Below are 24,672 nucleotides of genomic sequence, written 5' to 3' on the forward strand. Positions count from 1 at the left end.
ATATTTCTAACACTTATACCCATTTACAAATGCGCTAAGCAGTATTTACCAAAATTCAAATAATTCATTCCTCTGAAAGAATATGAACCTTCTTCTTATTCTTTCCCATTCTTGCTAAATAATTTCGAAAGTCTCTTCAATATGTATACTTCCAATCACAGACTGTACCATTGAACAGTTTTTCTTTGTCAGATCCATTGCTTTATGTACTTTTTCTTCACTTAAACCTTTTCCGGTTATGCGGAAGTGCAAGTGAATCTTTTCAATACGGTTAGCCTCTTTTTCATTTCGCTCATAATCTGCCGTGATATGGATATCCTCAAAAGATAATCTCATTTTTTGTAAAATGGTTCTAAGAACTCCCCCGCTACAAACAGCAATTGAAGAAATCATCAGTTGATAAGGTCTGAACCCGTACTCATCATTTCCTGAAACCTCTAACTTTCCATATGGTAATTCACTGTAAAAACCGCCGTCTTTCATCTTAAACTCCATCTATTTTCACACCTTTCTTCATAACTTACTCTTCCCTGTTTATGAGGTTACACTATTTTTTTCGTAGTTAAAAGCATTTGGATATTTTATTCCTTGCAAAAGCTTTATTTAGCCTATAACATCATGAGAGTATATTATTTCACTCGGAGATTGATGCCATGAATAAACAGTCATCTTTAAGGTTTTGGATACTAGTAGGGATTGTCGCCATTTCTGGATTTTCGCAAGGAATGCTTCTCCCGCTCATTGCTATAATTTTTGAACAAGACGGTCTTTCCTCTTCTATGAACGGATTTCATGCCACAGGCCTTTACTTAGGAATTCTTCTTGTATCACCTCTTATGGAAGCGCCATTGCGCCGCTTTGGCTATAAGCCTATCATTCTTTGGGGTGGACTTGCCGTTGCCTTATCACTCGCCCTCTTTCCACTTTGGAAATCATTTTGGTTTTGGTTTCTACTGCGTTTAATCATTGGAATTGGCGATCATATGCTGCACTTCGGTACGCAAACCTGGATTACGTCCTTTTCACCCGGAGACAAAAGAGGTCGCAATATTTCTTTATATGGACTATTTTTTGGTATCGGTTTTGCAGCCGGACCAATCTTAACGAGTCTTGTCTCTGTAAGCGAATCTCTCCCCTTCATGATTTCTGCTGCTATCAGCCTTGTAGCTTGGGGAGCTATCTGGTTCTTGCAAAACGAAAAGCCAGAACAATTCATCCAGACAAGTTCCTTCCTTGGCACATTCCAGCGCTTTGGACAAGTTTGGAAATACGCATGGGTTTCATTACTACCTCCTTTTGGGTATGGATTCTTAGAAACAAGCTTAAATGGAAACTTCCCAGTATACGCTTTACGTTCAGGCATTGATATTAGCGCGGTTTCTATTCTATTGCCCGCTTTTGCTGGAGGAGCGATCATTTTCCAGCTCCCACTCGGGATCATGAGTGATCGCTTCGGAAGGAAACCTGTTTTAATGGCAGTCATGTTATCAGGTTTTATTGCCTTTACTGCTGCCGGGATGCTGGAGCAATCAGTTCTCGGGTTGTTCATTTGCTTCTTTATTGCTGGCATGCTTGTGGGGTCCACTTTTTCATTAGGTATCAGTTATATGGCAGACTTACTGCCAAAACAACTTTTGCCAGCAGGTAATTTGATGTGCGGTATTTTCTTTAGCTTTGGAAGTATTACCGGTCCCTTTATTGGCGGATTGGTCATACAATATTTTCAAGGCGGCAGCTTTTTCTATGTAATTAGCATGATCATGTTTGCGATTTTTATCGCGCTCGTCACATTTAAGCCAGTGCATTCCACATCGGGGAAGAAAGAAGCTTTTTAAGTGAATTCCTAGTTTCTAAAAAAAGGTAACCGTGGTATGATGAACTTAACTAAAGTCACACTTTATCAATGAATGTTTTTGCTGTCACCATAGGTGGCAGCTTTCGTCATTTTTTAGGGGTATTGATTCTGATTCTTTTTCTCATTTAGGGAAAACTTTAAGTAATGGAGGGAGAAATATGAGTGCGGAAGCAAAGGAATTAACCAAAAACACATTAGATACCAGCTTTCTTGAAAAATTGAAGCTACATGCCGAATTAATTGCAGCTATTGCATGTGGAATTTTAATCGTAATTGGTTGGTTCTTGGATAAAAACGGTACAGAAACATCAGCCGTCATTGCTTATATTCTGGCATTTGTTATTGGTGGTTTTGCCAAAGCAAAAGAAGGTATTGAAGAGACCATTGAAAATAGAGAACTGAACGTTGAAATGCTGATGATATTTGCTGCAATCGGTTCAGCTATTATCGGATACTGGACCGAGGGTGCCATTCTTATTTTCATATTCGCGGTCAGCGGTGCTCTTGAAACTTACACCATGAACAAAAGCCATAAAGAAATTTCGGCCCTCATGGATTTGCAGCCTGAAGAAGCTTTATTACTTTTGAATGGTGAAGAAAGAAAAGTATCTGTTAGAGACCTTAAGATTGGTGATCAGATTCTTGTTAAGGCGGGAGAGAGAGTACCTTCGGACGGGATCATCATAAACGGCTCCACAAATATTGACGAAGCCGCTATCACTGGTGAATCCATGCCAGTTGATAAAAGCATTCAGGACGAAGTTTTTGCAGGAACGGTTAATCTTACCGGGTCAATAACAGTCCGTATCAGCAAGCCGAGTAGTGAAACTCTTTTTCAAAAAATAATAACGCTCGTGCAATCTGCCCAAAGCGAGCGGTCCCCATCGCAATTATTTATTGAAAAATTTGAAGGTACGTATGTAAAAATCGTCCTCTTATTGGTTTTATTGATGATGTTTCTCCCCCACTTCCTTTTGGGATGGAACTGGAATGAAACATTATACCGAGCGATGATTTTACTTGTAGTCGCATCCCCATGTGCCCTCGTAGCCTCCATCATGCCTGCAACATTATCGGCAATCTCGAATGGGGCTCGTCACGGAATCTTGTTCAAAGGCGGCGTACATTTAGAAAACTTAAGTAACCTCAAGGCTATTGCCTTCGATAAAACAGGAACACTAACAAAAGGGAAACCTGAAGTGACCGAAGTCGTTTTACACCAACATTTCGAAAGCAATACGTTATTTTGGAAAATTGCCTGTATAGAAAATCAATCCAACCACCCTCTTGCACAATCCATCGTCAAATATGCCAGAAATCATTTCGATCAAGAACTCGTTCAACCCGATCAGATTGAAGACGTGGCCGGATGGGGTGTACGCGCACAAATCGATGGTGAAGCGTGGAAAATAGGGAAAGCCGATTTTGTTGGTTTAGAAGAAGCAGCCACGTTCGCAAACGGTAAAGAAGTAACATTTGCTTCCGAAGGAAACACTGTCGTGTATGTGAGCAACCAAGAAAAAGTCGTTGCTATGATCGCCCTTAAAGATAACGTTCGTGAAGAAACCCAAATGGCGATTGAACACCTTAGAAATCAAGGAATTTACACAGTGATGCTGACTGGAGACAGTGAAAAGACTGCCAAAGCTATTGCGAGCCAAAGTCATGTGGATCGTTATTATGCAGAATGTCTCCCAGATCAAAAAGTGGACCAACTAAGAAAGTTAAAAGAAGAATACAAAACAGTTGCAATGGTCGGGGATGGAATCAATGACGCTCCTGCCTTAGCGCTAGCGAATGTCGGAATCGCGATGGGAGAAGGCACGGATGTTGCACTTGAAACGGCAGATGTCGTCCTCATGAAAAATGATCTACCAAGAATTGCTGAAGCGATCGATCTTTCAAAACGAATGAACCGTATCATCAAGCAGAATGTCATTTTCTCCATCTCGGTTATCATGCTTTTGATTTCTTCAAACTTCTTGCAAGTCCTCGACTTGCCATATGGCGTCATCGGCCATGAGGGTAGTACAATACTTGTCATCTTGAATAGCTTAAGATTGCTGCGGTCATAAATAAGTAAGGCGCTCCTCATTAAGAGGAGCGCCTTACTTACAAAATGATATTAAATCTAAACGAAGACAACTGTCTAGCTCCAGCGCCCAGCTCCTCGGGGTTGTTTCCAGAAGCCGAAACAACCTCGGTCATAAGCCCAATCACTCCAGAAATCAGGATTTCCTGCGTGATTTGGCTTATGCCTGTCGGGGCTAACAAGGGCGCTTCCGCTTTTCTACTTAATGATATCCGTTCTGTCCGTTAGCTGAGCCGGATGTTTTTTGTGTTGGCTTGTTCTTACCCTTTTGCTTTGTGCCGCCATCTTTTTTCGTATGTTTAGTCATTCGAATGTACCTCACTTTGGGAGAATTTATTTTAGAGAAACACTCCAAGCATATGTGCTCAGAGAGGTGTTTCCCTCATTAGTTTTAACCTTTCTCCACATTTCATGAAGGGTAAAAAAAGGAAGGCCGATTAACAGCCATCCTTTTTATGATCACTATAAAAAGCATTAATTTCTCCGCCGAGGACAATGATGAATCCTGATAAGTAAAGCCAAACCATCAGTACGATAATTCCCCCTACCCCACCGTATGTTGCAGAGTAATTTCCAAAGCTCCCGACGTAAAAAGAGAATCCTAAAGATACGACGATCCAACCAATTGTTGCAAACAGCGCTCCTGGAAAAGCACTACGACAGCGCATCTTGACGTTTGGAGCTATCCAATAAAGCCCCGTAAAGATTAAGAAAAGAATGATGGCACTCACAAGCCATCTTAATAATCCCCAAATTGTCAGGAATTGGTCAGAAAAACCAAACTGCGAAAATAGAAACAAGCCTATTTCTTTCCCAAACACAGGAAGTACTAATGCAACAATAAACACCAATATCATGCCGAATGTAAGTAAGATTGCGGTTCCTCTTGCAACGATGAACGAACGACTTTCTTCAACATCATAGGCTTTGTTGAATGCCCTGACAATCGCATTAATACCATTAGATGCGGACCATATCGTACCGATGATACCAAAAGAAAGTAAACCGCCACTTCGATTGTCCATGACATCTTTCAGGTTTTTTTCGATTAAATCCATTGCTTCTCCTGGAGCAAAGTCACTCAAAATACCAAGTATATCCCTTTGAGGGATTGGTAAATATGGCAACAAAGTAAATAGGAAAATGAGAAGCGGAAACAAAGAGAGCAAGAAAAAATAGGCCAATTGTGCTGCTAACCCTGGCAAATCATCTCCTTGAATCCTTGCCCACAACTCTTTTAAAAGAGATTTGTCCATTTTTCTCATCCTATCACCTCTTGTGTGCTCACTATTGAAGATTTCTTTTTCCATAAAGACTTTCTGTTTCCATTTGGTGGTCAAGTACTCGTCCGTTGGTTCGTTCATTTGCTTTGCCATTTGGATATTCAATGACATTTCCGCTTGGCTCACTGGGTGTCTTATCTGGAAGAATAAATGCATCCTTCGTTTCTTTGACAATTTCAGCTACTTGCGGAGCCATTTCGCGAATCTCTTCGATTTTACTTGTCACGTAATTAAATTCTTCTGTTACATTTTGAATCGTTGATTTGATTTTTCCGGTTACATCTTTCACTTGTTCTGTCACTTCATCCGGATGCTTCATCATATAGGAAATATTAGTTCCTGCTTTTCGGCAGCTTTCTGTGACGGATTGCCTCGTTTGCTTGTCTAATAATGTGACTGCCCCTCCTGCAATTGCTCCATAAAGGACACCTTTCCAAAACTTGCTTGTACCAGCCATTTTTCTCTCTCCTTTTATATAATGAATTATTTGCGTCTAAATCCTAAATGTTTGCTATTAATCTTCCCGATTTTAAGAACAGCGAAACATGCTCACTAACTTGTGATGACGAATCCGAACTCGAATCTATACTTTCATTGACTTTTAAACCTAATCGTGGAAAGATGAGATTATGACGTATGAAAGGATGAATATCTTGAATCTTTCCGAAAAATCCACTGAAAATGTAGAATATATGATCGAGAAAATTAAAGAAAAACTAAGAGTACTTAACTTTGGAGCTATTAAGCCTTCTCATTTTGATGGAGATATGTATGAAGAACTAAAGGATATATATGAAATGGTTATGAGAAAAAATTCCTTTAGCCCAAGTGAAATGCAGGCATTGGCAGAAGAACTCGGCAACCTGCGTAAACAATAAGTTATTTTAAGAAAAGCGCAAGCGCCCTGTTTAGCCCCGACAGGCATAAGACGAAGCGCGCAGTACATCCTCGAAAAGGCTATCGCCTTTTCTTCGTGCGATGATGATGCTGCCGAAGCGTTCCTTGTCCTGATTTCTGGAGCGATTTGGCTTATGACCGAGGTTGTTTCGGCTTCTGGAAACAACCCCGAGGGGCTGGGCGCTGGAGCTAGACAGCTATCTCCGTTAAATTTTTATACTTTCTTCTCTAGTATAGGTAAACAGGTCATTACTGATCTGTTTTTTCTTTTTCTTCGACCAATACACTTGTGATAAGCATTGTATGATTCTCAGCGAGCGAAATTTCTTCATTTGTGTCCAGATAGCGAATGTATGGCCTTTGTACATTCGATTTAATTTTTGTCACAATCGCCATTCGACCATTATTAATCATCACTTTTGTCCCCGGTGTATAGGGCGGCACTTCTTGCACAAATAGTTGGACAAGATCCGTAGTAAACATCTTTCCGCTTTGAGTCATGATCCATTCCATTGCTTCATGTGGTGGCATATTTTCATCGGAAAGCAGCTGATCAAAAGTATTACTAATGGCGCAAATTTGTGCAAATTCATGAATCTGACTTTGATCTAATCCTCTTGGGTACCCACTTCCGTCTGCCCTTTCATGATGCTGGAATGCCACGTGTGCAGAGAGCAAACTCAATTCTCTCTGTCTCCTTAAAAAATCAAAACCAGCTTGCGGGTGATCTTCACCATTGCCCACGATAATCCTACCGATATCATGTACCAACGTCCCTAATGCCAAATCTTTTACTTGCAATTGTGGTAAATTCATCTTTTTTGCTAACTGTAAGCTTAGCAAGGTTACATTTACACAATGGGCAGCTTCTCTTAGTTCTTCTGCTAATGAAGATGCCGGAATTAAGACAATCGCTTTTCGCTTGGACACTTCATCCAGAAGCTTAACAACCAATCTTTGAAGTTCACGGAGCGGAAACTCTGTTTTGGCCGTCATGACTGTCTGATAGGCAGCCTGAACTGTTTGTATGGCATCTATCCATGTAGGCATATCCACCATTTCCTCTAGACTAATACCAAAAGAAACAGCATCTTCTACAAAAAGGTAGCGGATGCCCATTTGCTCAAGTCGCTTTAAGTAGGCCGGATGGATACTTCGTCCTGCTGCCAGCAAAACTCTCCTCTGCTTATCGACCACAGGTCTTGCAAGCTGCATCGTTTTCATTCGATATTCATCTATGCTTATTAATCTCATGATCCGCTCCCTTTGCTTTATGACGAAATTATTGTTCAGTCAAAATAATTGTTCCCTCTTTTGTAACAGCAATAGTATGTTCGTATTGTGCAGAATACTTGCCATCGATTGTTCTGGCTGTCCAGCCGTTGTCATCCATCTTTGTTTCATAGGCTCCGACGTTTACCATTGGCTCGATTGTGAATACCATTCCTTCTTTAATTCGACCGCCTTTACCTGGCAACCCAAAGTGAGGTACATCGGGTTTTTCGTGAATGACTGCTCCAATTCCGTGACCGATAAAATTACGGACAACCGAAAAGCCTTCACTTTCGACATACGATTGAATCGCATGGCCGATATCACCAATTCTGTTTCCTGGCACTGCTTGCTCAATCCCCTTATACAATGCTTGCTTTGTTACGTTTAATAATCGTTCTGTCTCTTCTGAAACCTGACCGACAGGATAGCTCCATGCAGAATCTGCAAGTGCCCCATTCAGATTGACGACCATATCGATTGTTACTATATCGCCTTCTTGTAAAGATTCTTTTCTAGGAAAGCCATGGCAAATTTCATCATTGATACTTGCACAAGTTGCATATTTGTATCCTTTATACCCTTTTTGTTCAGGAGCCGCACCATGTTTCTTTAGAAATTCTTCAACGAATTCATCAATTTCGATCGTTGTGATACCTGGTTTGATTAGTTTTGCAATTTCTCTATGGCAAGCAGCCAGTAATTCACCAGCTTTTTTCATATTCTCTATTTCTCGCTGAGATTTCAGTACAATCATATTTTCCCAACCTTCCTTAACCTTCATCTATATATCACTTTCATTTTATCGTTCATTTTATGATAGTGTCTTTCTTATATTAGCTTTTACAAGATATTTTTTCAAAAAACAATCCCTTCCGTTTTTTTAGGAAGGGATTGTTTTTAACTTAGGCTCTTTTCGTAAACTTTGTTGCTTTCACACGTAAAAGTAACAATAGGTTTCTGGATTTTTACGATTTTTTATGGATTCTTGGTTCAGGAACTTCTCGAAAAGAGCCCCGAAGCCATAAAGAATGCGGGATGAGGGTAGCATCCGAAAGGCAATAATCAATACGAAAACACTTTTCACTTATGAGAGAAGCTTTAAGGCCTCTCTAGTGAAGGCTGGTATATCATCTGGTTGTCGACTAGTTACCAATTGGTTCTGACATACGACTACCTCTTCATCCCGAAACTTGGCACCGGCATTTTCCATATCAACTTTAATAGATGTATAACCTGTTGCGTCACGACCGTCCAGCGTTTTCGCTGTAATTAACAATTGTGGTCCATGACAAATTGCAAATACCGGCTTTTTCGCATTCATAAACGTTTTAGCGAACGAGACGAAGCGTTCATCTGCTCGGAGTTGATCAGGTGAGAATCCTCCTGGTAAAAATAAGGCGTCAAATTGCTCTGGATTAACCTTATCGATATTTTCATCGATGACGACTGAAACCTCGTTTTGTTTTCCGGTAACCGTCTTACCTTTTTCTTTTTCAATAGTAACTACCTGATGTCCGGCCTCTTGAAAGGCTTTCGCAGGCTCCGAATACTCTGAGTCCTCAAACATGTTTGTAACCAAACAGGCAATTTTCTTGCTCATTACATTCACTCCTTCTTTCTGAGGTATTATTCATTATGTTGGTATTCCCTTAACTGAGAGGCGTAAACTTATAAATTTTCCAGATAAAAGGAGGCGTATTCTAGTGAATAGTCACCTTGTAATTTGACAGAGCAAAAAGTTGTCAAAAAATAAAGTTTTCCCAATAAAAATCAAAAATTCTGTCATAAATAATCGTTCTTTATATGGAACTTTCCATTTCGATTTGATATGATAAAAATATAAATAAGTGTAAGGTGTGTGAAGCATCATGATCGGTGAACGTGTTAAAAAGCTCCGTTTAGAAAAAAGAATGTCTTTGTCTGAGCTTGCTGACCAAGCTGGAGTCGCTAAGTCCTATTTGAGTTCTCTCGAAAGAAACTTGCAGACGAATCCATCTATCCAGTTCCTTGAGAAAATATCTGCTGTCCTAAATGTGCCAGTAGACCATTTGATATATGAACAAACCAATAAGGAAGATTTAGATACTGATTGGATGAATCTTGTTAAGGATGCAATGGAATCTGGTGTTTCTAAAGATCAATTCCGTGAGTTCCTGGAATTTAATAAGTGGCGAGTCAAAAAAGATAACCCTTCTGGTGAATGAAGCTTAAAACAATAGATAGAATTGGATATAAACACAAAAATAGGCATGCTCAAGGCATGCCTTTTAATTTCCCTACTTTGTCTTTAGAAGCAGTTTGGCACTGGATTTATTTTTCTACTAATAGCTCCCTTGCCCCATTTTGGCTAAGAAATTCTCTGATCGTTTCTTGAGCAATACCTATCTTTTTCGCTTCCAAAATTAGTGCTACCCATTCAACATCGACACCTTCGACCATTACTTCTTTCATAACCATTTTCCCACCCCTAAAATACGTATCGTATTCCAGGCAGCCCAGCCGTCATAGCAGGCATTTACCATACTTTAGACCCGAAACTTTGCGTCCCTATTTTTCAAAAGGTTTGCCTTTTTCTGTAATTATGTACTGACTCATTTCCTAACTATAGTTTTATTATAGATAGTTCTTTTGCAGTAAGGTGTTGTTTTTTGTCAGGAATTTCTAATAATAATAAATATTTTTTATACATGGTTTACCAAAACTCTACACTTCGTAGGTTGTTTATCCTAATTTTCAGTTAATTAAACATAAAGTAGCGTATGTAAGATACATTATTTGTAAAAAAACCGAGTATAAAGTCGAAAGAATACGATCATTCAAATAGTAAATTGTGAATACGAAAAGTGCGATAGTATCGCACTTTTCATATTCACAATTATTTTCTTTGCCCTAGTTCCTGATCGAGGATCAATATGGCCGATGGATTATCTGCAGCAATCTTCAGTCGGCCAATAATAACCTCCGCCTGAGCCGTTTCATCAATCTGCTCACGTAAAATATCCTGGACAATCAAGGATGTTTGTTGGTCATTCTGCCCTGCTAAATAATCAAATGATTTCTGATAAGAGTTGGTTACAAATCGTTCATGTTCAAGTACTTTTTGAAAGGTCTCTAAAGGGCTACCAAAATCTGCGGACTGTTCCGGCAGAGCCATCAATTGAACTTTTCCTCCACGATCGATTACATAGGTCATGAGTTTATCAGCATGAGTTTTCTCTTCAGCAGCTTGCAGCTTCAACCAGTTTGCCATCCCTGTATAGTTTAAGCGGGCCAAATGGTTTGACATGGCAGTGTATAAATACGATGAGTTATTTTCAACTTGAATTAACTGATTCAGCAAGTGTTGAATTTCTTCTTTCAGCATTACTGTTCCTCCCCAAAATACTCATTTTTTCTGGGCATTACATCATATCCTATTCTCATTACTGAAAAAGTTGATTCATTTTGCAAAGAAAAGTTGGTAAAGAAAAGGGTGGGGGATATAATATTCATAATATTCAAAATAAATAAAGTGGAGGTAGAATCATGACTATTATCCATGTTCTTAATTACTCAATTCCAATTGGATTTATGGCTTTCTTTGGCTTTTTACTCGACAAAATGTGTAAAGTAGATTCGTTTGATAAGCACCATCAAGAAAAGGGCAAAACAAAAAGCTAAACCATTTAGATTTAGCCCCTTGGTAAAATTAAAATTTCCACACGTCTGTTTCTTGCCTTGCCTTCAGCAGTATCATTGGATGCAACAGGTTGAAATTCACCGAATCCTTTGGCACTAAACCAACGTGGGTCTAACTGATTATTATCAAGAATAATCTTCATGAAATTGACCGCACGCATAACACTCAATTCCCAGTTAGAATCATATCGTGCTGTTGAGATTGGCACATTATCCGTATGTCCGCTTATGATAATGTTTCGAGGTGGATCCATAATGAATAAGTCTGCAATCTCTGTTGCCGTTTTTAAATCGTTACCTTTTATTTCCGCACTACCTGAGTCAAATAAAACATTGTCACGAATGGAAATAAGCAGACCTTCGTCTGTTAGTGACGTATCCAGTTTATCTGTAAGGTTCTTTTTTTCGATATATGAATTTACCTTTTGCTGCAATTCTTCCAATTCTTGACGATCTTGAGCAACACTAGACTTCGGATCATGTTCATTATCGTCTTTCTCTTTCTTTTTATCGACTGGAGCATCAGAAGCACCGTCTGGTGTAGGACTGTTGAAATCCATTACTCCCGTCCCGCCTGAAAATACTTCATTAAAAGCTTTGGACATGAGTTGAAATTTTTGTGCATCTACAGAACTCATTGCAAATAAAACGATAAATAAAGCTAAAAGAAGCGTCAATAAATCCGCATAGGGGATTAACCATGATTCATCCATATGTTCCTCATGATGATGCTTTTTCTTTCGTTTACTCATCCGCCTTCACAACGCTTTCTTCAAGGAATTTCTTACGATCCCCGGCAGGCAAATAAGATGCAAGCTTCTGCTCAATTACTCTTGGCGCTTCACCTTCCAGAATCGACAGAATTCCTTCAATCATCATTTGCTTCAACTTCACTTCTTGCTTAGATTTCCTCTTCAATTTGTTGGCAAACGGATGCCACAAAACGTAACCCGTATAAATACCAAGCAATGTTGCAATGAATGCTGCTGAAATAGCATGACCAAGTTCATCGGTGTTGTCCATGTTCCCAAGTGCAGCAATTAATCCAATAACGGCTCCAAGTACTCCAAGCGTCGGCGCATAAGTCCCCGCCTGTGTAAAAATTGCTGCCCCTGCAAGATGGCGTTCTTCCATTGCCTCAATTTCTTCGGACAAGACATCACGGATATAATCTGCACTTTGACCGTCTACTGCCAATGTCAGACCGTTCTTCAAAAAAGGATCGTTAACCTCACCCGTTTTCGCTTCGAGTGCTAACAAACCCTCTTTACGAGCTAGTTGAGCCCAATCTGAAAACATTTTGATTAAATCAGAAGGAGGGAGGATTTTTTGTTCTTTAAAAATAACTCCAAAAAGTTTTGGCACCTTCTTGATCTCATCTGAAGGAAAAGCCGTAACAACTGCTGCTATTGTACCGGCAATGATGATTAGAAATGCTGCTGGATTCAATAACGCACTGACAGCTACTCCTTTAAAGATCATTCCGACAAGAATTGCGACTACCCCAAGTATGAGGCCTATTAATGATGTTTTATCCATGATCTTCTCACCTATCTTAGTTCATAATATTCGTCACAAGGTGGACGCCCTTCTTACATATATTCCTTATTCTTTATTTCGACAAGATTCATAATTTATTTAGGGTAATTAAGAATTTTCATAGCTTACAAGCATGATCGTTTGTTTTGAATCGTTACAAACTCATATCCATCATTCTGAAAAATACCATCATCCGCCTTTGCACCTAAAAATTATCACCTCGTTCTATTCCCAACGGTTGGCCAATAGATTGTTAATAATACCAATCATTTCACGGTAGAACACATGCATTCATCTCAAGGGGGTTTTAGGCATGTTAGGTTTTCTGCAAAGAATTGGGAAGGCACTGATGTTACCCGTTGCCGTTCTTCCCGCTGCCGCTCTGTTGCTCCGTCTTGGCCAGGATGATTTGTTAGGAATTAAGTTTATCGCTGCTTCAGGAGACGCCGTTTTTGCGAACTTGGCACTATTATTCGCGATTGGTGTCGCAGTCGGGATTTCAAAAGATGGAAACGGTGCTGCAGGTTTGGCCGGTGCCATCGGATACCTTGTTTTGACCAAAGGTACAGTTGCCATTAACGAAGATAATAATATGGCTGTGCTAGGGGGTATATTATCGGGGGTTATCGCAGGTCTTTTATACAACCGCTATCATAATGTCAAATTTCCAGATTGGCTCGGATTTTTCGGAGGAAGACGCTTCGTTCCCATTATTACTTCTTTTGTCATGATACTGTTAGCAGGCATTTTTGGATTCATTTGGCCATCTATACAAGATCTCATCAATTCAGTTGGAGAATGGATTGTAGGGGCAGGTGCATTCGGGGTTGGGGTATTCGGATTCTTGAACCGTTTGCTTATTCCACTTGGACTTCATCACGTCCTAAACAGTTTAGTCTGGTTTGTTTTTGGAGAATATAACGGAGCTACCGGTGATTTACATCGTTTCTTTGCCAAAGATCCATCGGCAGGAATCTTTATGGCCGGTTTCTATCCTGTCATGATGTTCGGGCTACCAGCGGCCTGCTTTGCGATGATAGCTGCCGCTAAAAAAGAACGACGAAAAATCGTTACCGGGATGCTAGTTGGTGTAGCGTTTACTTCCTTCCTAACAGGTATTACGGAACCAATCGAGTTCTTATTCATGTTCTTATCGCCTGTGCTTTATTTCGTGCATGCGCTTTTAACAGGTCTATCTTTATCTGTTGCCACATTGTTGGATATCCACCACGGTTTTGGTTTTTCAGCAGGAGCCATTGATTATTTCTTGAACTATAATATCGCTCAAAAACCGCTACTACTTGCAGGATTGGGTTTGGTATATGCGGTACTTTATTTCTTCATCTTCTACTTCCTTATCGTAAAACTAGATTTGAAAACACCTGGACGTGAAGATGAAATGGAGGGTGAGTTCACTGAAAACACGGCAGCGAATAACAGTGACTACAAAAGCCTGGCAAAAAAGTACTTGAAAGCGCTAGGAGGCAGTGACAATCTCATTTTCATTGACAATTGTGTGACAAGGCTCCGTCTTCAAATTGAAGATCCAGATTTGGTCAATGAGGAGGAGCTGAAAAATGTCGGGGCTAAAGGAATCATCAGACTGAGCGATAATGACTTGCAAGTTGTGGTAGGTACAGATGTCGAATTTCTTGCTGATGAACTGAAAAAACTGTAATGAAGTATAGCCAGATTTCCTCAACGAGACCTGATATTGTCTTTTAGGAATCTGGCTCTTTATGTTTGGCTCTGGTACCTTGCCTATCCATTTCCTCCCCAATCAACAAAGTGAAGAAAATCAACAAATCACTTTAATTTACCTTTATTTTTCAAGAATACTGGCAGAAGGCACGAAAAGTCTACTTCTACGAAAATTGGAGATTCTGGCGTAATTATCACTTTTAAAGATGATATAAAAACATTTCATTATACCCTCGTGTGGTTTACACCCTTTTTTTATACTCTTGTTTTTTAAACGTAATCGCCAATTTCAAAAATGTTATCGCCTGTTTTTTCATGGTAATCAACGTTTTCAAAATTTATTCGCTCAGTTCATATCGGCTTTTAGAAAAATCACGAAATCAGAGAAATCCCCGTCAATTCCCCTAAAAATATGCTCTGTTGATTGCTGCTCCAGTCGCTTGCTTCCCAAATGTTAGCACCCTCCGCTCTAATCAAGAAAATGCTGAAAATCAACCATGCACTTTAACAAAGCCTTATCTTTAGAAATTAAGCTTCTTTGAAATTTTTTGCTCATAGTTTTTAAATAGCGAGGAATTGGTCGTTCCTCCCCGTTTTGCAACGGCACTATTGAAACGAATCATTTTTTCATTCAATGTTCTTTTGAGTTCTTCTTTTTCGTCAGGGTCTTCGCATTTTCTGATTAGATCTTCAATGGTCATAACTTCCTGTCTCATTTTGTTTTCCTCAGGTGAATAACCCGCATTTTTCATTAGCCTATGTGCCATCCTCAACTCTTCCGGTACTCCCGATAAGTCTTCTAAATCCAACGGTTTTCCGTAACCAGGGAGATTATCGAATTCCCCCTCTTTGTAAGCGCGTTTGATGCGATCCTCACTCATAATAAACGAAAAATCCACCAACTATTCCACCCTTCGAGTATGAATAATTCTATTATATATGTACTTCGATTATTTAGAAAATAATTGGAAATAGACTGAGTTCTTTTTATAGATCTCAGCCGTGTTTCCATTTCTATTACATCCGTCCAACATTTTTCGGATTCTTTGAAACTCCCGAATCACCATGTTTCCAATTTGCTGGAGTCCCTTTCCCCGTCACCTTCGAATATTGCAAGGCTTCAAAAAGACGCACATGCTCATCTATATTCCGCCCTATCTCCCGTGGATAAACGAGTTTAGCTACAATTATTTGCTCAGGATTAATAAAAAACGATGCTCGAAAGGCAGCACCAGAGTTTTCATCGAGGACCCGATAGGCACGGCTAATTTCTTGAGTTCTGTCACTGAGCAATGGATAGCCGACGTTTTTTAAAGAAGGCGACGTCTCCAGGAAGACTTTATGAGAATAGACACTATCTGTACTTAATGCCAGAACTTCTACATTCATTGCTTCTAAATCGCGATAAATAGCGGCGACCGCCGCCAATTCTGTCGGTCAAACGAAGGTAAAGTCGCTTGGATAAAAAAATAGCAGCACCCATTTGCCTTTATAATCATTAAAGTGCACTTTCTTGATTTCTCCATTTACCATCGCATCAGCCGAAAACAACGGAGCATAATCATCCCTTGTGGCACAAAATACTGATGGACATGCGGCTAAATCACTCGCATATAACTCATTGGACATTCGATTCACATCCTTTCCGCTTCAAACTCCACGTATTATGCATATGCGGAAATACTATGTTTGACGATTCATATTTGCACAAAATGTGGGCATGCTACACGGGAAGACGAAAGGAGTGTTATTTTATGAGTCGTGGAGAACATTTCAACCATAAGAAAAAAGGACATCCCGGTGATCTTCCTGCTAATAACCAAGTAGAAAGACACTCGAAAGATGCAATCGGTGATGAAGAATTTATCGTCACCCAGGAAGCTTTTAAAAATCGTGTAGAAACACTTAATGAAGACAGAAGTTAAAATGAAGCCTTGCTAAATTCAGCAAGGCTCCTTTTCATGTAAAGGTTCTAATTGTGATAACCAATCTGCGGCTGTCTCAATATCCTTTGAGAAAATGCGGTCTTTGGTTATAGATGGAATTCTCTTTCGTCCTTCATCAAAAAATAACCGCGTTCTTCTAGCCATTTTTTCTACTCCACGATATTCCACGGCCTGAAGGGCACATATGAGTTCAATGGCTATCACTCGTCTTGCATTCTGAATGATTTGATAGGCATGTCTAGCAGCGATCGTCCCCATGCTCACATGATCTTCTTGATTGGCCGAAGAAGGAATGGAGTCGACACTAGCTGGATGGGCGAGCGTTTTGTTCTCGGATACGAGTGATGCAGCTGCATATTGCATGATCATCGCACCTGATTGAAGTCCTGGTTCAGGACTCAAAAAGGCTGGTAGGTCATTTAACTGAGGATTTACAAGACGTTCAATTCTTCGCTCTGAGATATTTGCGAGTTCCGCTACCGCAATCTTCATGAAGTCCATCGCAAACGCAATCGGCTGTCCATGAAAATTCCCTCCGGAAATGATCTTTTCCCCATCGTCAAAAATAAGTGGATTATCCGTTGCTGCATTCATCTCAATTTCAAGCTTTTCTTTTACATAATCGAGAGCCTGCCAAGAAGCCCCATGCACTTGTGGAATACATCGTAGTGAGTAAGCATCTTGTACTCTAACTTCTCCTTGCACGGTCGTTAAACGACTGTCCTTTAGATATCCACGCATTCTTTCAGCTGTTTCGATTTGTTGACGGTAACCTCTGGCAATATGGATTTCCTCTGCAAATGCATCTGTAATTCCGTTAAGCCCTTCCATCGTCATTGCTGCAATCCATTCGCTTTGAAATGCCAATTGCTCGGCCTCTAAATAGGCGACAACTCCCATTCCCGTCATGGCCTGTGTTCCATTAATCAAGGCAAGACCTTCTTTAGCTTCGAGTGTAATAGGAAATATTCCTTCCTGTTGTAAAGCTTGTTGGCTTTCCATCCTTGAACCTTTATAAAAAACTTCTCCTTCACCAATTAAAACGAGTGCCAAGTGGGATAACGGAGCAAGGTCACCACTTGCCCCCAATGAACCTTGCTGGGGGATGACCGGGATAATGTTTGCATTCAGTAAAGATAATAATGCTTCTATCAATTCTGGTCTTACACCTGAATATCCCTTAAGCAAAGCATTTGCCCGTAATAAAATCATCGCTTTGGCGACCGTTTCCGGGAATGGCTCTCCCATTCCACATGCATGTGATCTTATTAAGTTTAGTTGCAAGTCTCTTACATGTTCTTGATCAATTAGCACATCACTAAATTTCCCAAAGCCTGTATTAATGCCATATACAACTTTGCCATCTTTTACAATACGTTCCACAGCATTTCTGCTTTTTTGTACTACATCCATACTTTCTTCAAATGCCACAACTTTTTGATTTTCAAAAATAACTTTTTTGACTTCTGCTAATGTCAGTGATTTTCCAGTTAATATGACCATCGTTTCCACCTCTACCACTCTACCAAAATAAAGAAGGATGCCGACCTTCAAATCACTTCTGATTTGCAGGAAAGCATCCTTCTGATAAGGTTATTATTTTGTTAAGGCTAAGTTTTTTCATAAAGAACATCCTTAATGAGTCAATTTTCTAAATTTACCAACTATTATAAGTGTATGTTTTTTTGAATCCATCTGTCAATGGAGCCAAAAAATAATTCTTCATATAATGATGATCTCAAGTGAAACCTAAACGATGCTGATTCGTATTAGAGTTATCCAAAATAAGGAGGAACAATGATGATTGTAACAACTACTCCAACACTGCAAGGGAAAGAAATTGATCGATATTTAGGAATTGTATCTGGTGAAGCCATCATGGGGGCAAACGTTGTAAGAGACTTCTTGGCAAGTGTGACGGATATTATTGGTGGAAGAAGTGGTGCCTACGAAAACAAGCTTTCTGAAGGGCGTGAAATTGCGCTGCGCGAAATGGAAGATAAGGCACGTCGTTTAGGTGCAAATGCCGTGATTGGCGTCGACCTCGATTTTGAAACGCTGCGTGAAGGCATGATGATGTGCGTAGAAACTGGAACAGCTGTATTTGTGAAGGAAACGTAATTTTCATAATAAATTTATATGAGAAACAAAAAAGGCTGACCTAAATGGATTGATCAAATCCGCTCAGGTCAGCCTCTCTCATGTTGATGGACTTAATCTAGTGAAACGTTTTATAAAAGTAAATCTAATTCTTCGTTGGCTTCATCATTTGAAATTTTCATCTTCTCCGTTTGAAGAAAGACCAAAATCAAGACTTAATTCGTTTCTTATGATGGAAGGAAAATCTATAGCAGTTTTTATCTTTAAGTCAGGAATGGAAAAAGCAAAACAATTTGACGAGCTTTCGGTTTCTGTATAGATTTCATATTACGACTACCTACTTTTACAAAACAAACCTGTTTTCCGTTATACTAAATGAATGAAAAGGAAACCCTTGTTTTGAAAGGAGCAGCACTTATGAAATCTCTTGTACTTGCAGAAAAACCGAGTGTAGCCCGTGAACTTGCACGTGTTCTTGGTTGCAAACAATCACATAAAAGTTATATGGAAGGTGACCGTTATATCGTCACTTGGGCGCTAGGTCATTTAATTGAACTTAAAATGCCAGAGCATTACGATAATAAATATAAAAACTGGACTCTTGAAGACTTACCCATTATCCCTCAAAAGATGGGCTTAAAAGTCATCAAACAAACCAATCATCAATTCCGTGCGATTGAAGGGTTGGCGAAACGCCAAGATATAAAAGAGTGTATTATTGCAACGGATGCAGGTCGTGAAGGGGAACTTGTCGCTCGCTGGATTCTTGAAAAAGTCAAATGGAATAAACCACTGAAACGTCTCTGGATTTCATCTCAAACTGATAAAGCAATCCGCGAAGGTTTTCAGCAACTAAAGCCAGGTAAGGTATATGATGCTTTATATGATTCAGCTGTATGCCGTGCTGAAGCGGATTGGTTAATCGGACTCAATGTGACAAGAGCATTGACGACCAAATATAAAGATCCATTGTCTGCCGGTCGTGTTCAGACACCTACGCTTTCAATGGTCTTGGAACGAGAGCAAACCATTCAAAAGTTTGTGCCTCAGGAATATTGGACTCTATCTGCTGATATCGCCTCCCTATCTGCAGATTGGGAAAAGAATGGTGAGAAAAGAATCTTCAACAAAGAGACTGCAGAAAAGACGAAAACGAAAGTCACAGCTGCTACGGCGACTCTTAAGGCAATTGATCGCAAAGCAAAAACTGAACAACAGCCACTTCCTTATGACCTGACAGAATTACAACGGGATGCAAATAAAAGATTTGGTTTTTCAGCAAAGAAAACATCTAATGTTTTGCAGCGCCTTTATGAACAATATAAGCTCGTCACCTATCCTAGGACAGATTCACGCTACTTGACGACAGATATGGAAGCAACCATGCTCGATAGACTTCAAGGCATTGCTTCCGGTTATAAGGATGAAGTACGTCCTCTTCTTGCTACCAAAGGTAAAGTTGTTGCCAAAAGAGTATTCAACAATAGCAAAGTGACGGACCACCATGCCATCATTCCTACCGAAGAAAGGTTACATCTCAGCGATTTGGATTCAGATGAAAGAAAGCTTTATGATTTAATCGTAAGGCGATTTCTGACGCTTTTTTATCCAGAATATAAGTACGAATCAGTAAGCACGATTTTCGAAGTTGCCGGCGAAACTTTCACTTCCAAAGAAACATTGGTAATCGATGCTGGCTTCAAGAAGATCACAGGCAAAGATGAAGAAGCATCAGTTAATAAAACTGCTGGAAATTTAAGTAAAGGTCAAGCTTTTCCAATCAAGAATGTCATCTTAAAACAAAAATTCACTGAGCCGCCACTTCGCTATTCTGAAGCAGACATTCTTGCACAGATGGAGAAGTTTGGACTAGGTACGCCTGCTACCCGTGCGGAAATCATTGAACGCCTGGTAACATCAGAAGTCGTAGAGCGTCAGAACGGTCGTTTCCAATCTACGAAAAAAGGAAAACAGCTCATTGAACTAGTCAATGAAGAATTAAAATCACCTGAACTGACTGCACGTTGGGAGCAGGAACTAGAGCTGATTTCTAAAGGCAAAGCCGATCCAAAAGCCTTTTCTCAAAAAATTCGCAAGCAAACGGAACAGCTTGTTTCAGAAATTAAAGCTAGCGATAAAAACTATCGCGCTCACAACCTCACAGGTTCCAAGTGTCCTGAATGTGATTCATTCTTGAAAGAAAGAAGTACGAAAGAAGGTAAAGTGCTCGTTTGCTCAAGTCTTGATTGCGGCTATCGCAAACGGAAAGACCCGAAACTTTCCAATCGCAGATGCCCACAATGTAAAAAGAAAATGGAAATGCATGAAGGCAAAGCAGGACTTTACTTCCAATGTCGACGCTGCAATGTCGTAGAAAAAGCAGAGGAAAAGAAAAAGGCTGTAAGTAAAAGAGACGAACGAAAGCTCGTGCAAAAATACTCACAAAATGAAGATTTCGGCACAAGCCTTGGAGATTTACTAAAAGCAGCCCTAAAAGATAAAGATTAAAAATGGGAGATGCCTCAGGCATCTCCCATTTCTTTATCTATTCACTAAATACGTAATCAGCATGAAGATGATCATCAACCCATAAAGCCATACCATCCACTTGACTGCAAACTTAGCCCAAGACTTATTACGACGATAGTAATAGAGAACCGTTAATGTGAAAAATAGGCTAACTAAGGTTCGGATTAGAAATTCCAATCCGCTTCCGTACTCGAAATATAAAGCAAACACACCTGAGATAGCGATAAATATGTATAAAACAAAATATATTTTGTTTTTCTTTTCCTTTTTGCGATGTTCGTGTCCGAATTCGTACATATTTTTCCCTCATTCACTTATTTCTCTTGAGACGAACGCTTCAATTCCTTATTTAGAAACTCAATAAATTTCTCCTGAGCTCTTATACTATTTTTCAGCTGACGAGTACGCCAAGCACTCTGCAGGTATAGGCGCAGTCTTTTTCTCACAAAGAATAACCTGTGATACTCCGTTCTTTGATAAAGTTCTTCAAACCAATCATATTTTCTTAGTTCACTGATATGTTTGTCTATCCTTTCCGTATCAAGCGGCATTGTGCTTCCTGGTGTTAATAGCATTGATAAAAATTGAAAAAAATAAAACAAAAGCATCCCTCCTCGTTTTTATGCAGCCGTTCTCATCTTCTTGGATTTTTCTTTGAGCGTTTCGTTTTAATCATGCCACTAGATGGCTGCTTCTTGATCCATTTAAGATACTTCCCAACTTCCTCGTCTTGCTGGAGGGCTTGTATCGTATTTAAGCGAATCGCTAATTCTTTATTCGTAAATAGTGCATGTATTTGTTTATGGCAAGGAATGCATAGCTCAGCTTTGTCCAAGTAAGCACCATTTTCTTCTCTTGGTATTAAATGATGTTCTGTGATCTCGACATCTTCCCTTTTGCATAATTCACATATACCTGTCCTTCCCATAAAACCCCTCTTTCTCTTATTATTATCATCTCGTAACAAGCTTCTACGCATACACTATCCCGATTATTAGTAGTATTTTTTGCAGGAAAAAGAAATACTTTGCTAGAAGAGAAAGATATCTAACTACAAGGAGGCTGACGGATGTGCAAATTCATATAAAAGAAGTACTTTTGAAAATCGAACAAGAGTATGACGTTAAGATCCTTTATGCTTGTGAATCAGGAAGCCGCGCATGGGGATTTCCTTCAAAGGATAGCGATTATGATGTTAGATTTATTTATGTTCATAAACTGGACTGGTATCTCTCCATTGATCAAAAAAGAGATGTCTTGGAAGTTCCAAAGCATGATACTATCTCGATACCCGTACATGAATTAATAGATGCAAGCGGTTGGGAATTGACGAAAGCACTGAAATTATTCAGAAAATCCAATCCCCCATTATTGGAATGGCTCAATTCAAGCATCGTTTATCATGAAGCATTTACAACCGTTGATAAAATGAAAGACATCGCAACAGAAATCTTTTCGCCCGTTTCCTCTGTACATCATTATTTGAATATGGCGAAAGGGAATTACCGTGATTATCTAAAGGGTTCGGAAGTGAAGATCAAAAAATACTTTTACATCCTTCGACCCATTCTTGCTTCAGGCTGGGTCGAAAAATACAATTCATTTCCACCTATGCTGTTTCAAACATTAGTAGAAGATTTAATACCAACTGGCTCATTATTAAAAAAAGAAATCATGACTTTGTTAGAACGAAAAATGGCAGGCGACGAGTTGGACTTTGAACCAAGAATCGATTGCATTCACCAATTTGTCCACGATGAACTAGAAAGACTAGAGGCATTTGCAAAAGGTTTACGTGTTGAGGTAAAAGACCCCACGAGGAAACTCGATCAGCTTTTTAGAGACACTTTAATTGAAGTGTGGAGTTAATAATGTCGTGTTTTTTCCTTGTTTTCCCTTTTGTCTTTTTAGTATGATGGAATGGTTGCCCGGAAGAAATGAGGAATTTATATGAGAATTAGAGATTGGGATTTTAACTTAAAAGTACGTTTATTTGGAGAAGCATTAATCAATATTACGTTTTGGATGTTCTTTCCGTTCTTAACGATATATTTTGCTGAGGAATTTGGAAAGGGCACGGCTGGATTTTTACTTGTTTTCTCGCAGATATTTTCAGTGCTCGCCAATTTAATGGGTGGTTACTGCGCTGACCGCTACGGCAGAAAGACAATGATGGTAATCGGCTCTATCGGACAAGGAATATCCTTCCTAATTTTTGCTTTTGCCAATTCTCCATGGCTCGATGCGCCGTGGCTGAGTTTTATGTGCTATGCATTAGCAGGAGTTTTCGGTTCGTTTTACTGGCCAGCGAGTCAGGCGATGGTTGCCGATGTTGTTGATGAGAAGGATCGTAATCATGTTTTCGCTATTTTCTATACAATGATTAATATTGCTGTTGTAGTTGGACCACTTCTTGGAGCTATTTTTTATACGTATTATCGTTTTGAATTGCTTTTGGTAGCGGGAGTCATTTGTATAGTCCTTGGTTTTGTTCTCATAAAATACATTCGTGAAACTGTACCTGTTTCAAACATACATGTAAAAGACCACAATGAAAAATGGTACGCTTTCCTACAAAATCAGATAAAAGAATACGGTATTATTGCCAAAGATAAGACGTTTCTTATGTTTATCATCGCTGGCGTAATAGGTGCACAAACGTTCATGCAGTTGGATATGCTTTTCCCTGTTTATATTAAAGATGTCATTGATAATCAAACACTTCTTTCATTTGGAGATTGGTCCTTTGTGGTGAAAGGTGAACAGGCTTTTGGACTAGTTCTAGCTGAAAATGGACTTCTTGTAGCACTTTTTACGGTTTTAGTGACGAGATGGATGGAGCATTTTAAGGAGAAGAATGTATTTATCATCTCTTCCCTTTTATATGCTGTTTCCATGATTGTATTTGGACAATCAAGTTGGATTTGGGGACTTATTTTGGCAATGGCCATATACACATTAGGGGAATTGATGGTTGCAGGAATTCAACAAAGCTTTATTACTAAAATTGCCCCGGAACACATGAGAGGACAGTACTTCGCTGCCGCTAGCTTACGTTATACGCTCGGTCGAACTCTCGCTCCTCTCTCTATCCCTCTTACAGTTTGGTTGGGATATGATTGGACATTCGGAATCCTATGTTTACTATCTATCCTAACGGGTGTTTTGTATTGGCTTATGTTTAGAAAGTTAGAGGATTCCACAAAAAGTGTCTCACCAATTAGCGGGACTTAGTTAAACTAGCCAGCAATGAAAATAGGATTTTTAAATGGATTTTTACATTACAATAGAATTAGTATTTAACAAAGGCGACGCTCAGAGATTATTCTCTGAGCGTCGTCTTTGTATTCTCTATTGTTCTATGAATTTAATTAATCTCTGTTGCTACTGTATTTAAATGTCATGATGACGAATAAAAGAAAACTCAGCAATAAAGTGGATCCTCCTACGATGTAGAAGATCATGGTGAATGTTTCAGGTAAAGCGAATGGTTTTAAAGTATAAAGCCACATACCCGAAGTTAATCCGAAACTCCCAATGATAGCAGTCCATACATGAAGGAAAGCTAGCTTCGAATCTGCCGGTACTTTATATAGGCGATAATATGTTGAAAAAGCAAATAAGCTTAGCCATCCTACTACGAGAATATGTGCATGGATTGCCCTGAAGCTATAACCACCAGCACCAGCCATGTGTGAACCTAAAAATGCTCCTGCAAAAGCATAGATGGCAGAGAATCTTAATAGCAAAACTTGATATTTCATTACGTCCCCCTTG

29 protein-coding genes and 1 riboswitch are annotated in these 24,672 nt (G+C 39.5%); of the genes, 12 read left to right on the forward strand and 17 right to left on the reverse strand.

Annotated elements, in window-relative coordinates; translation table 11 throughout:
• Nucleotides 1-114: 114 nt before the first annotated feature.
• Nucleotides 115-495 (reverse strand): OsmC family protein, encoded by a 381-nt coding sequence (locus tag BMZ31_RS12725; protein WP_090832144.1) that lies wholly within the window; start codon nt 493-495, stop codon nt 115-117.
• A gap of 158 nt (nt 496-653) precedes the next feature.
• Here BMZ31_RS12725 and BMZ31_RS12730 point away from each other — a divergent pair, with 158 nt between their 5' ends.
• Together BMZ31_RS12730 and BMZ31_RS12735 are read left to right on the forward strand one after the other, a co-directional pair.
• On the forward strand, nt 654-1,835 hold the full coding sequence (locus tag BMZ31_RS12730) for an MFS transporter (protein WP_090832145.1): 1,182 nt from the start codon (nt 654-656) through the stop codon (nt 1,833-1,835).
• A 178-nt stretch (nt 1,836-2,013) separates the two neighbouring features.
• Nucleotides 2,014-3,930: a heavy metal translocating P-type ATPase gene (locus BMZ31_RS12735; protein ID WP_090832146.1), complete on the forward strand. Its 1,917-nt coding sequence runs from the start codon at nt 2,014-2,016 to the stop codon at nt 3,928-3,930.
• A gap of 454 nt (nt 3,931-4,384) precedes the next feature.
• On the opposite strand, the gene BMZ31_RS12740 is transcribed toward BMZ31_RS12735, so the two are convergent.
• Both BMZ31_RS12740 and BMZ31_RS12745 read right to left on the reverse strand, forming a co-directional pair.
• Complete coding sequence (locus BMZ31_RS12740; protein WP_090832147.1) at nt 4,385-5,212, reverse strand: YihY/virulence factor BrkB family protein; 828 nt, start codon at nt 5,210-5,212, stop codon at nt 4,385-4,387.
• Nucleotides 5,213-5,234: 22 nt separating this feature from the next.
• The gene (locus BMZ31_RS12745) at nt 5,235-5,687 is read right to left on the reverse strand and encodes a YtxH domain-containing protein (protein ID WP_175478098.1); all 453 of its coding nucleotides are present in this window, start codon (nt 5,685-5,687) and stop codon (nt 5,235-5,237) included.
• Between the two features lie 196 nt (nt 5,688-5,883).
• Between BMZ31_RS12745 and BMZ31_RS12750 the strand changes: the two genes are divergently transcribed.
• Nucleotides 5,884-6,108 (forward strand): DUF1128 domain-containing protein, encoded by a 225-nt coding sequence (locus tag BMZ31_RS12750; RefSeq protein ID WP_090832448.1) that lies wholly within the window; start codon nt 5,884-5,886, stop codon nt 6,106-6,108.
• Between the two features lie 268 nt (nt 6,109-6,376).
• Here BMZ31_RS12750 and BMZ31_RS12755 read toward each other — a convergent pair whose 3' ends face one another.
• The 3 genes from BMZ31_RS12755 to BMZ31_RS12765 all read right to left on the reverse strand — a co-directional run bounded on the left by BMZ31_RS12755 (nt 6,377) and on the right by BMZ31_RS12765 (nt 9,002).
• Nucleotides 6,377-7,381, reverse strand: a complete 1,005-nt coding sequence (locus BMZ31_RS12755; RefSeq protein WP_090832148.1) for an HD-GYP domain-containing protein — start codon at nt 7,379-7,381, stop codon at nt 6,377-6,379.
• A 28-nt stretch (nt 7,382-7,409) separates the two neighbouring features.
• The gene (gene map / locus BMZ31_RS12760; RefSeq protein WP_090832449.1) at nt 7,410-8,156 is read right to left on the reverse strand and encodes a type I methionyl aminopeptidase; all 747 of its coding nucleotides are present in this window, start codon (nt 8,154-8,156) and stop codon (nt 7,410-7,412) included.
• A 330-nt stretch (nt 8,157-8,486) separates the two neighbouring features.
• Nucleotides 8,487-9,002 (reverse strand): type 1 glutamine amidotransferase domain-containing protein, encoded by a 516-nt coding sequence (locus tag BMZ31_RS12765; RefSeq protein WP_090832149.1) that lies wholly within the window; start codon nt 9,000-9,002, stop codon nt 8,487-8,489.
• A 268-nt stretch (nt 9,003-9,270) separates the two neighbouring features.
• Between BMZ31_RS12765 and BMZ31_RS12770 the strand changes: the two genes are divergently transcribed.
• Nucleotides 9,271-9,606 (forward strand): helix-turn-helix domain-containing protein, encoded by a 336-nt coding sequence (locus BMZ31_RS12770; protein WP_090832150.1) that lies wholly within the window; start codon nt 9,271-9,273, stop codon nt 9,604-9,606.
• Nucleotides 9,607-9,712: 106 nt separating this feature from the next.
• Here the strand turns inward: BMZ31_RS12770 and BMZ31_RS12775 are convergent, their stop codons facing one another.
• Together BMZ31_RS12775 and BMZ31_RS12780 are read right to left on the reverse strand one after the other, a co-directional pair.
• On the reverse strand, nt 9,713-9,859 hold the full coding sequence (locus BMZ31_RS12775; protein ID WP_090832151.1) for an anti-repressor SinI family protein: 147 nt from the start codon (nt 9,857-9,859) through the stop codon (nt 9,713-9,715).
• A gap of 29 nt (nt 9,860-9,888) precedes the next feature.
• Nucleotides 9,889-9,980, reverse strand: a riboswitch (cyclic di-GMP riboswitch).
• Nucleotides 9,981-10,277: 297 nt separating this feature from the next.
• Nucleotides 10,278-10,766 (reverse strand): ferritin, encoded by a 489-nt coding sequence (locus BMZ31_RS12780; RefSeq protein ID WP_175478099.1) that lies wholly within the window; start codon nt 10,764-10,766, stop codon nt 10,278-10,280.
• 161 nt (nt 10,767-10,927) lie between these two features.
• Here BMZ31_RS12780 and BMZ31_RS20940 point away from each other — a divergent pair, with 161 nt between their 5' ends.
• Nucleotides 10,928-11,062: a hypothetical protein gene (locus BMZ31_RS20940; RefSeq protein WP_302846853.1), complete on the forward strand. Its 135-nt coding sequence runs from the start codon at nt 10,928-10,930 to the stop codon at nt 11,060-11,062.
• Nucleotides 11,063-11,073: 11 nt separating this feature from the next.
• Here the strand turns inward: BMZ31_RS20940 and motB are convergent, their stop codons facing one another.
• Together motB and motA are read right to left on the reverse strand one after the other, a co-directional pair.
• Entirely contained in the window at nt 11,074-11,832 is a 759-nt protein-coding gene (gene motB / locus BMZ31_RS12785) for a flagellar motor protein MotB (RefSeq protein WP_090832152.1), read from the reverse strand.
• Complete coding sequence (motA, locus tag BMZ31_RS12790; protein ID WP_090832153.1) at nt 11,825-12,619, reverse strand: flagellar motor stator protein MotA; 795 nt, start codon at nt 12,617-12,619, stop codon at nt 11,825-11,827. The genes motB and motA overlap by 8 nt, the downstream gene beginning before the upstream one ends.
• A 313-nt stretch (nt 12,620-12,932) precedes the next feature.
• Between motA and nagE the strand changes: the two genes are divergently transcribed.
• The gene (gene nagE, locus BMZ31_RS12795) at nt 12,933-14,297 is read left to right on the forward strand and encodes an N-acetylglucosamine-specific PTS transporter subunit IIBC (RefSeq protein ID WP_090832154.1); all 1,365 of its coding nucleotides are present in this window, start codon (nt 12,933-12,935) and stop codon (nt 14,295-14,297) included.
• Nucleotides 14,298-14,841: 544 nt separating this feature from the next.
• On the opposite strand, the gene BMZ31_RS12800 is transcribed toward nagE, so the two are convergent.
• The gene (locus BMZ31_RS12800; protein ID WP_090832155.1) at nt 14,842-15,219 is read right to left on the reverse strand and encodes a DnaJ family domain-containing protein; all 378 of its coding nucleotides are present in this window, start codon (nt 15,217-15,219) and stop codon (nt 14,842-14,844) included.
• A gap of 118 nt (nt 15,220-15,337) precedes the next feature.
• Nucleotides 15,338-15,949 (reverse strand): peroxiredoxin, encoded by a 612-nt coding sequence (locus BMZ31_RS12805; RefSeq protein ID WP_254778792.1) that lies wholly within the window; start codon nt 15,947-15,949, stop codon nt 15,338-15,340.
• 125 nt (nt 15,950-16,074) lie between these two features.
• Between BMZ31_RS12805 and BMZ31_RS20380 the strand changes: the two genes are divergently transcribed.
• Entirely contained in the window at nt 16,075-16,245 is a 171-nt protein-coding gene (locus BMZ31_RS20380) for a hypothetical protein (RefSeq protein WP_175478100.1), read from the forward strand.
• A gap of 18 nt (nt 16,246-16,263) precedes the next feature.
• On the opposite strand, the gene hutH is transcribed toward BMZ31_RS20380, so the two are convergent.
• Complete coding sequence (gene hutH, locus BMZ31_RS12815) at nt 16,264-17,769, reverse strand: histidine ammonia-lyase (protein WP_090832158.1); 1,506 nt, start codon at nt 17,767-17,769, stop codon at nt 16,264-16,266.
• Nucleotides 17,770-18,066: 297 nt separating this feature from the next.
• Here hutH and BMZ31_RS12820 point away from each other — a divergent pair, with 297 nt between their 5' ends.
• From BMZ31_RS12820 to BMZ31_RS12830, 3 genes are all read left to right on the forward strand, one after another.
• Nucleotides 18,067-18,387 (forward strand): YbjQ family protein, encoded by a 321-nt coding sequence (locus BMZ31_RS12820; protein WP_090832159.1) that lies wholly within the window; start codon nt 18,067-18,069, stop codon nt 18,385-18,387.
• 49 nt (nt 18,388-18,436) lie between these two features.
• Nucleotides 18,437-18,685, forward strand: a complete 249-nt coding sequence (locus BMZ31_RS20385) for a hypothetical protein (protein WP_090832160.1) — start codon at nt 18,437-18,439, stop codon at nt 18,683-18,685.
• Nucleotides 18,686-18,783: 98 nt separating this feature from the next.
• Nucleotides 18,784-20,874 carry a DNA topoisomerase III gene (locus BMZ31_RS12830; RefSeq protein ID WP_090832161.1) on the forward strand — a complete coding sequence of 697 codons (2,091 nt, stop codon included), beginning with the start codon at nt 18,784-18,786 and terminating at the stop codon, nt 20,872-20,874.
• A 33-nt stretch (nt 20,875-20,907) separates the two neighbouring features.
• Here BMZ31_RS12830 and BMZ31_RS12835 read toward each other — a convergent pair whose 3' ends face one another.
• Genes BMZ31_RS12835 through BMZ31_RS12845 form a run of 3 tightly spaced genes read right to left on the reverse strand, consistent with a single transcriptional unit; the run spans nt 20,908 to nt 21,823 of the window.
• Nucleotides 20,908-21,192 (reverse strand): hypothetical protein, encoded by a 285-nt coding sequence (locus tag BMZ31_RS12835; RefSeq protein WP_090832162.1) that lies wholly within the window; start codon nt 21,190-21,192, stop codon nt 20,908-20,910.
• 17 nt (nt 21,193-21,209) lie between these two features.
• Nucleotides 21,210-21,497, reverse strand: a complete 288-nt coding sequence (locus tag BMZ31_RS12840) for a hypothetical protein (protein ID WP_090832163.1) — start codon at nt 21,495-21,497, stop codon at nt 21,210-21,212.
• Nucleotides 21,498-21,529: 32 nt separating this feature from the next.
• The gene (locus BMZ31_RS12845) at nt 21,530-21,823 is read right to left on the reverse strand and encodes a hypothetical protein (protein WP_090832164.1); all 294 of its coding nucleotides are present in this window, start codon (nt 21,821-21,823) and stop codon (nt 21,530-21,532) included.
• 143 nt (nt 21,824-21,966) lie between these two features.
• Between BMZ31_RS12845 and BMZ31_RS12850 the strand changes: the two genes are divergently transcribed.
• Nucleotides 21,967-22,764, forward strand: a complete 798-nt coding sequence (locus BMZ31_RS12850; RefSeq protein WP_090832165.1) for a nucleotidyltransferase domain-containing protein — start codon at nt 21,967-21,969, stop codon at nt 22,762-22,764.
• 81 nt (nt 22,765-22,845) lie between these two features.
• A complete protein-coding gene (locus BMZ31_RS12855) occupies nt 22,846-24,129 on the forward strand; it encodes an MDR family MFS transporter (RefSeq protein ID WP_090832166.1) in 1,284 nt (427 codons plus the stop codon).
• Between the two features lie 137 nt (nt 24,130-24,266).
• Here the strand turns inward: BMZ31_RS12855 and BMZ31_RS12860 are convergent, their stop codons facing one another.
• Entirely contained in the window at nt 24,267-24,659 is a 393-nt protein-coding gene (locus tag BMZ31_RS12860) for a hypothetical protein (RefSeq protein WP_090832167.1), read from the reverse strand.
• Nucleotides 24,660-24,672 lie beyond the last annotated feature (13 nt).

The organism is Bacillus sp. cl95 (genome assembly GCF_900115925.1).
Lineage (GTDB): Bacteria > Bacillota > Bacilli > Bacillales > Cytobacillaceae > Neobacillus_A.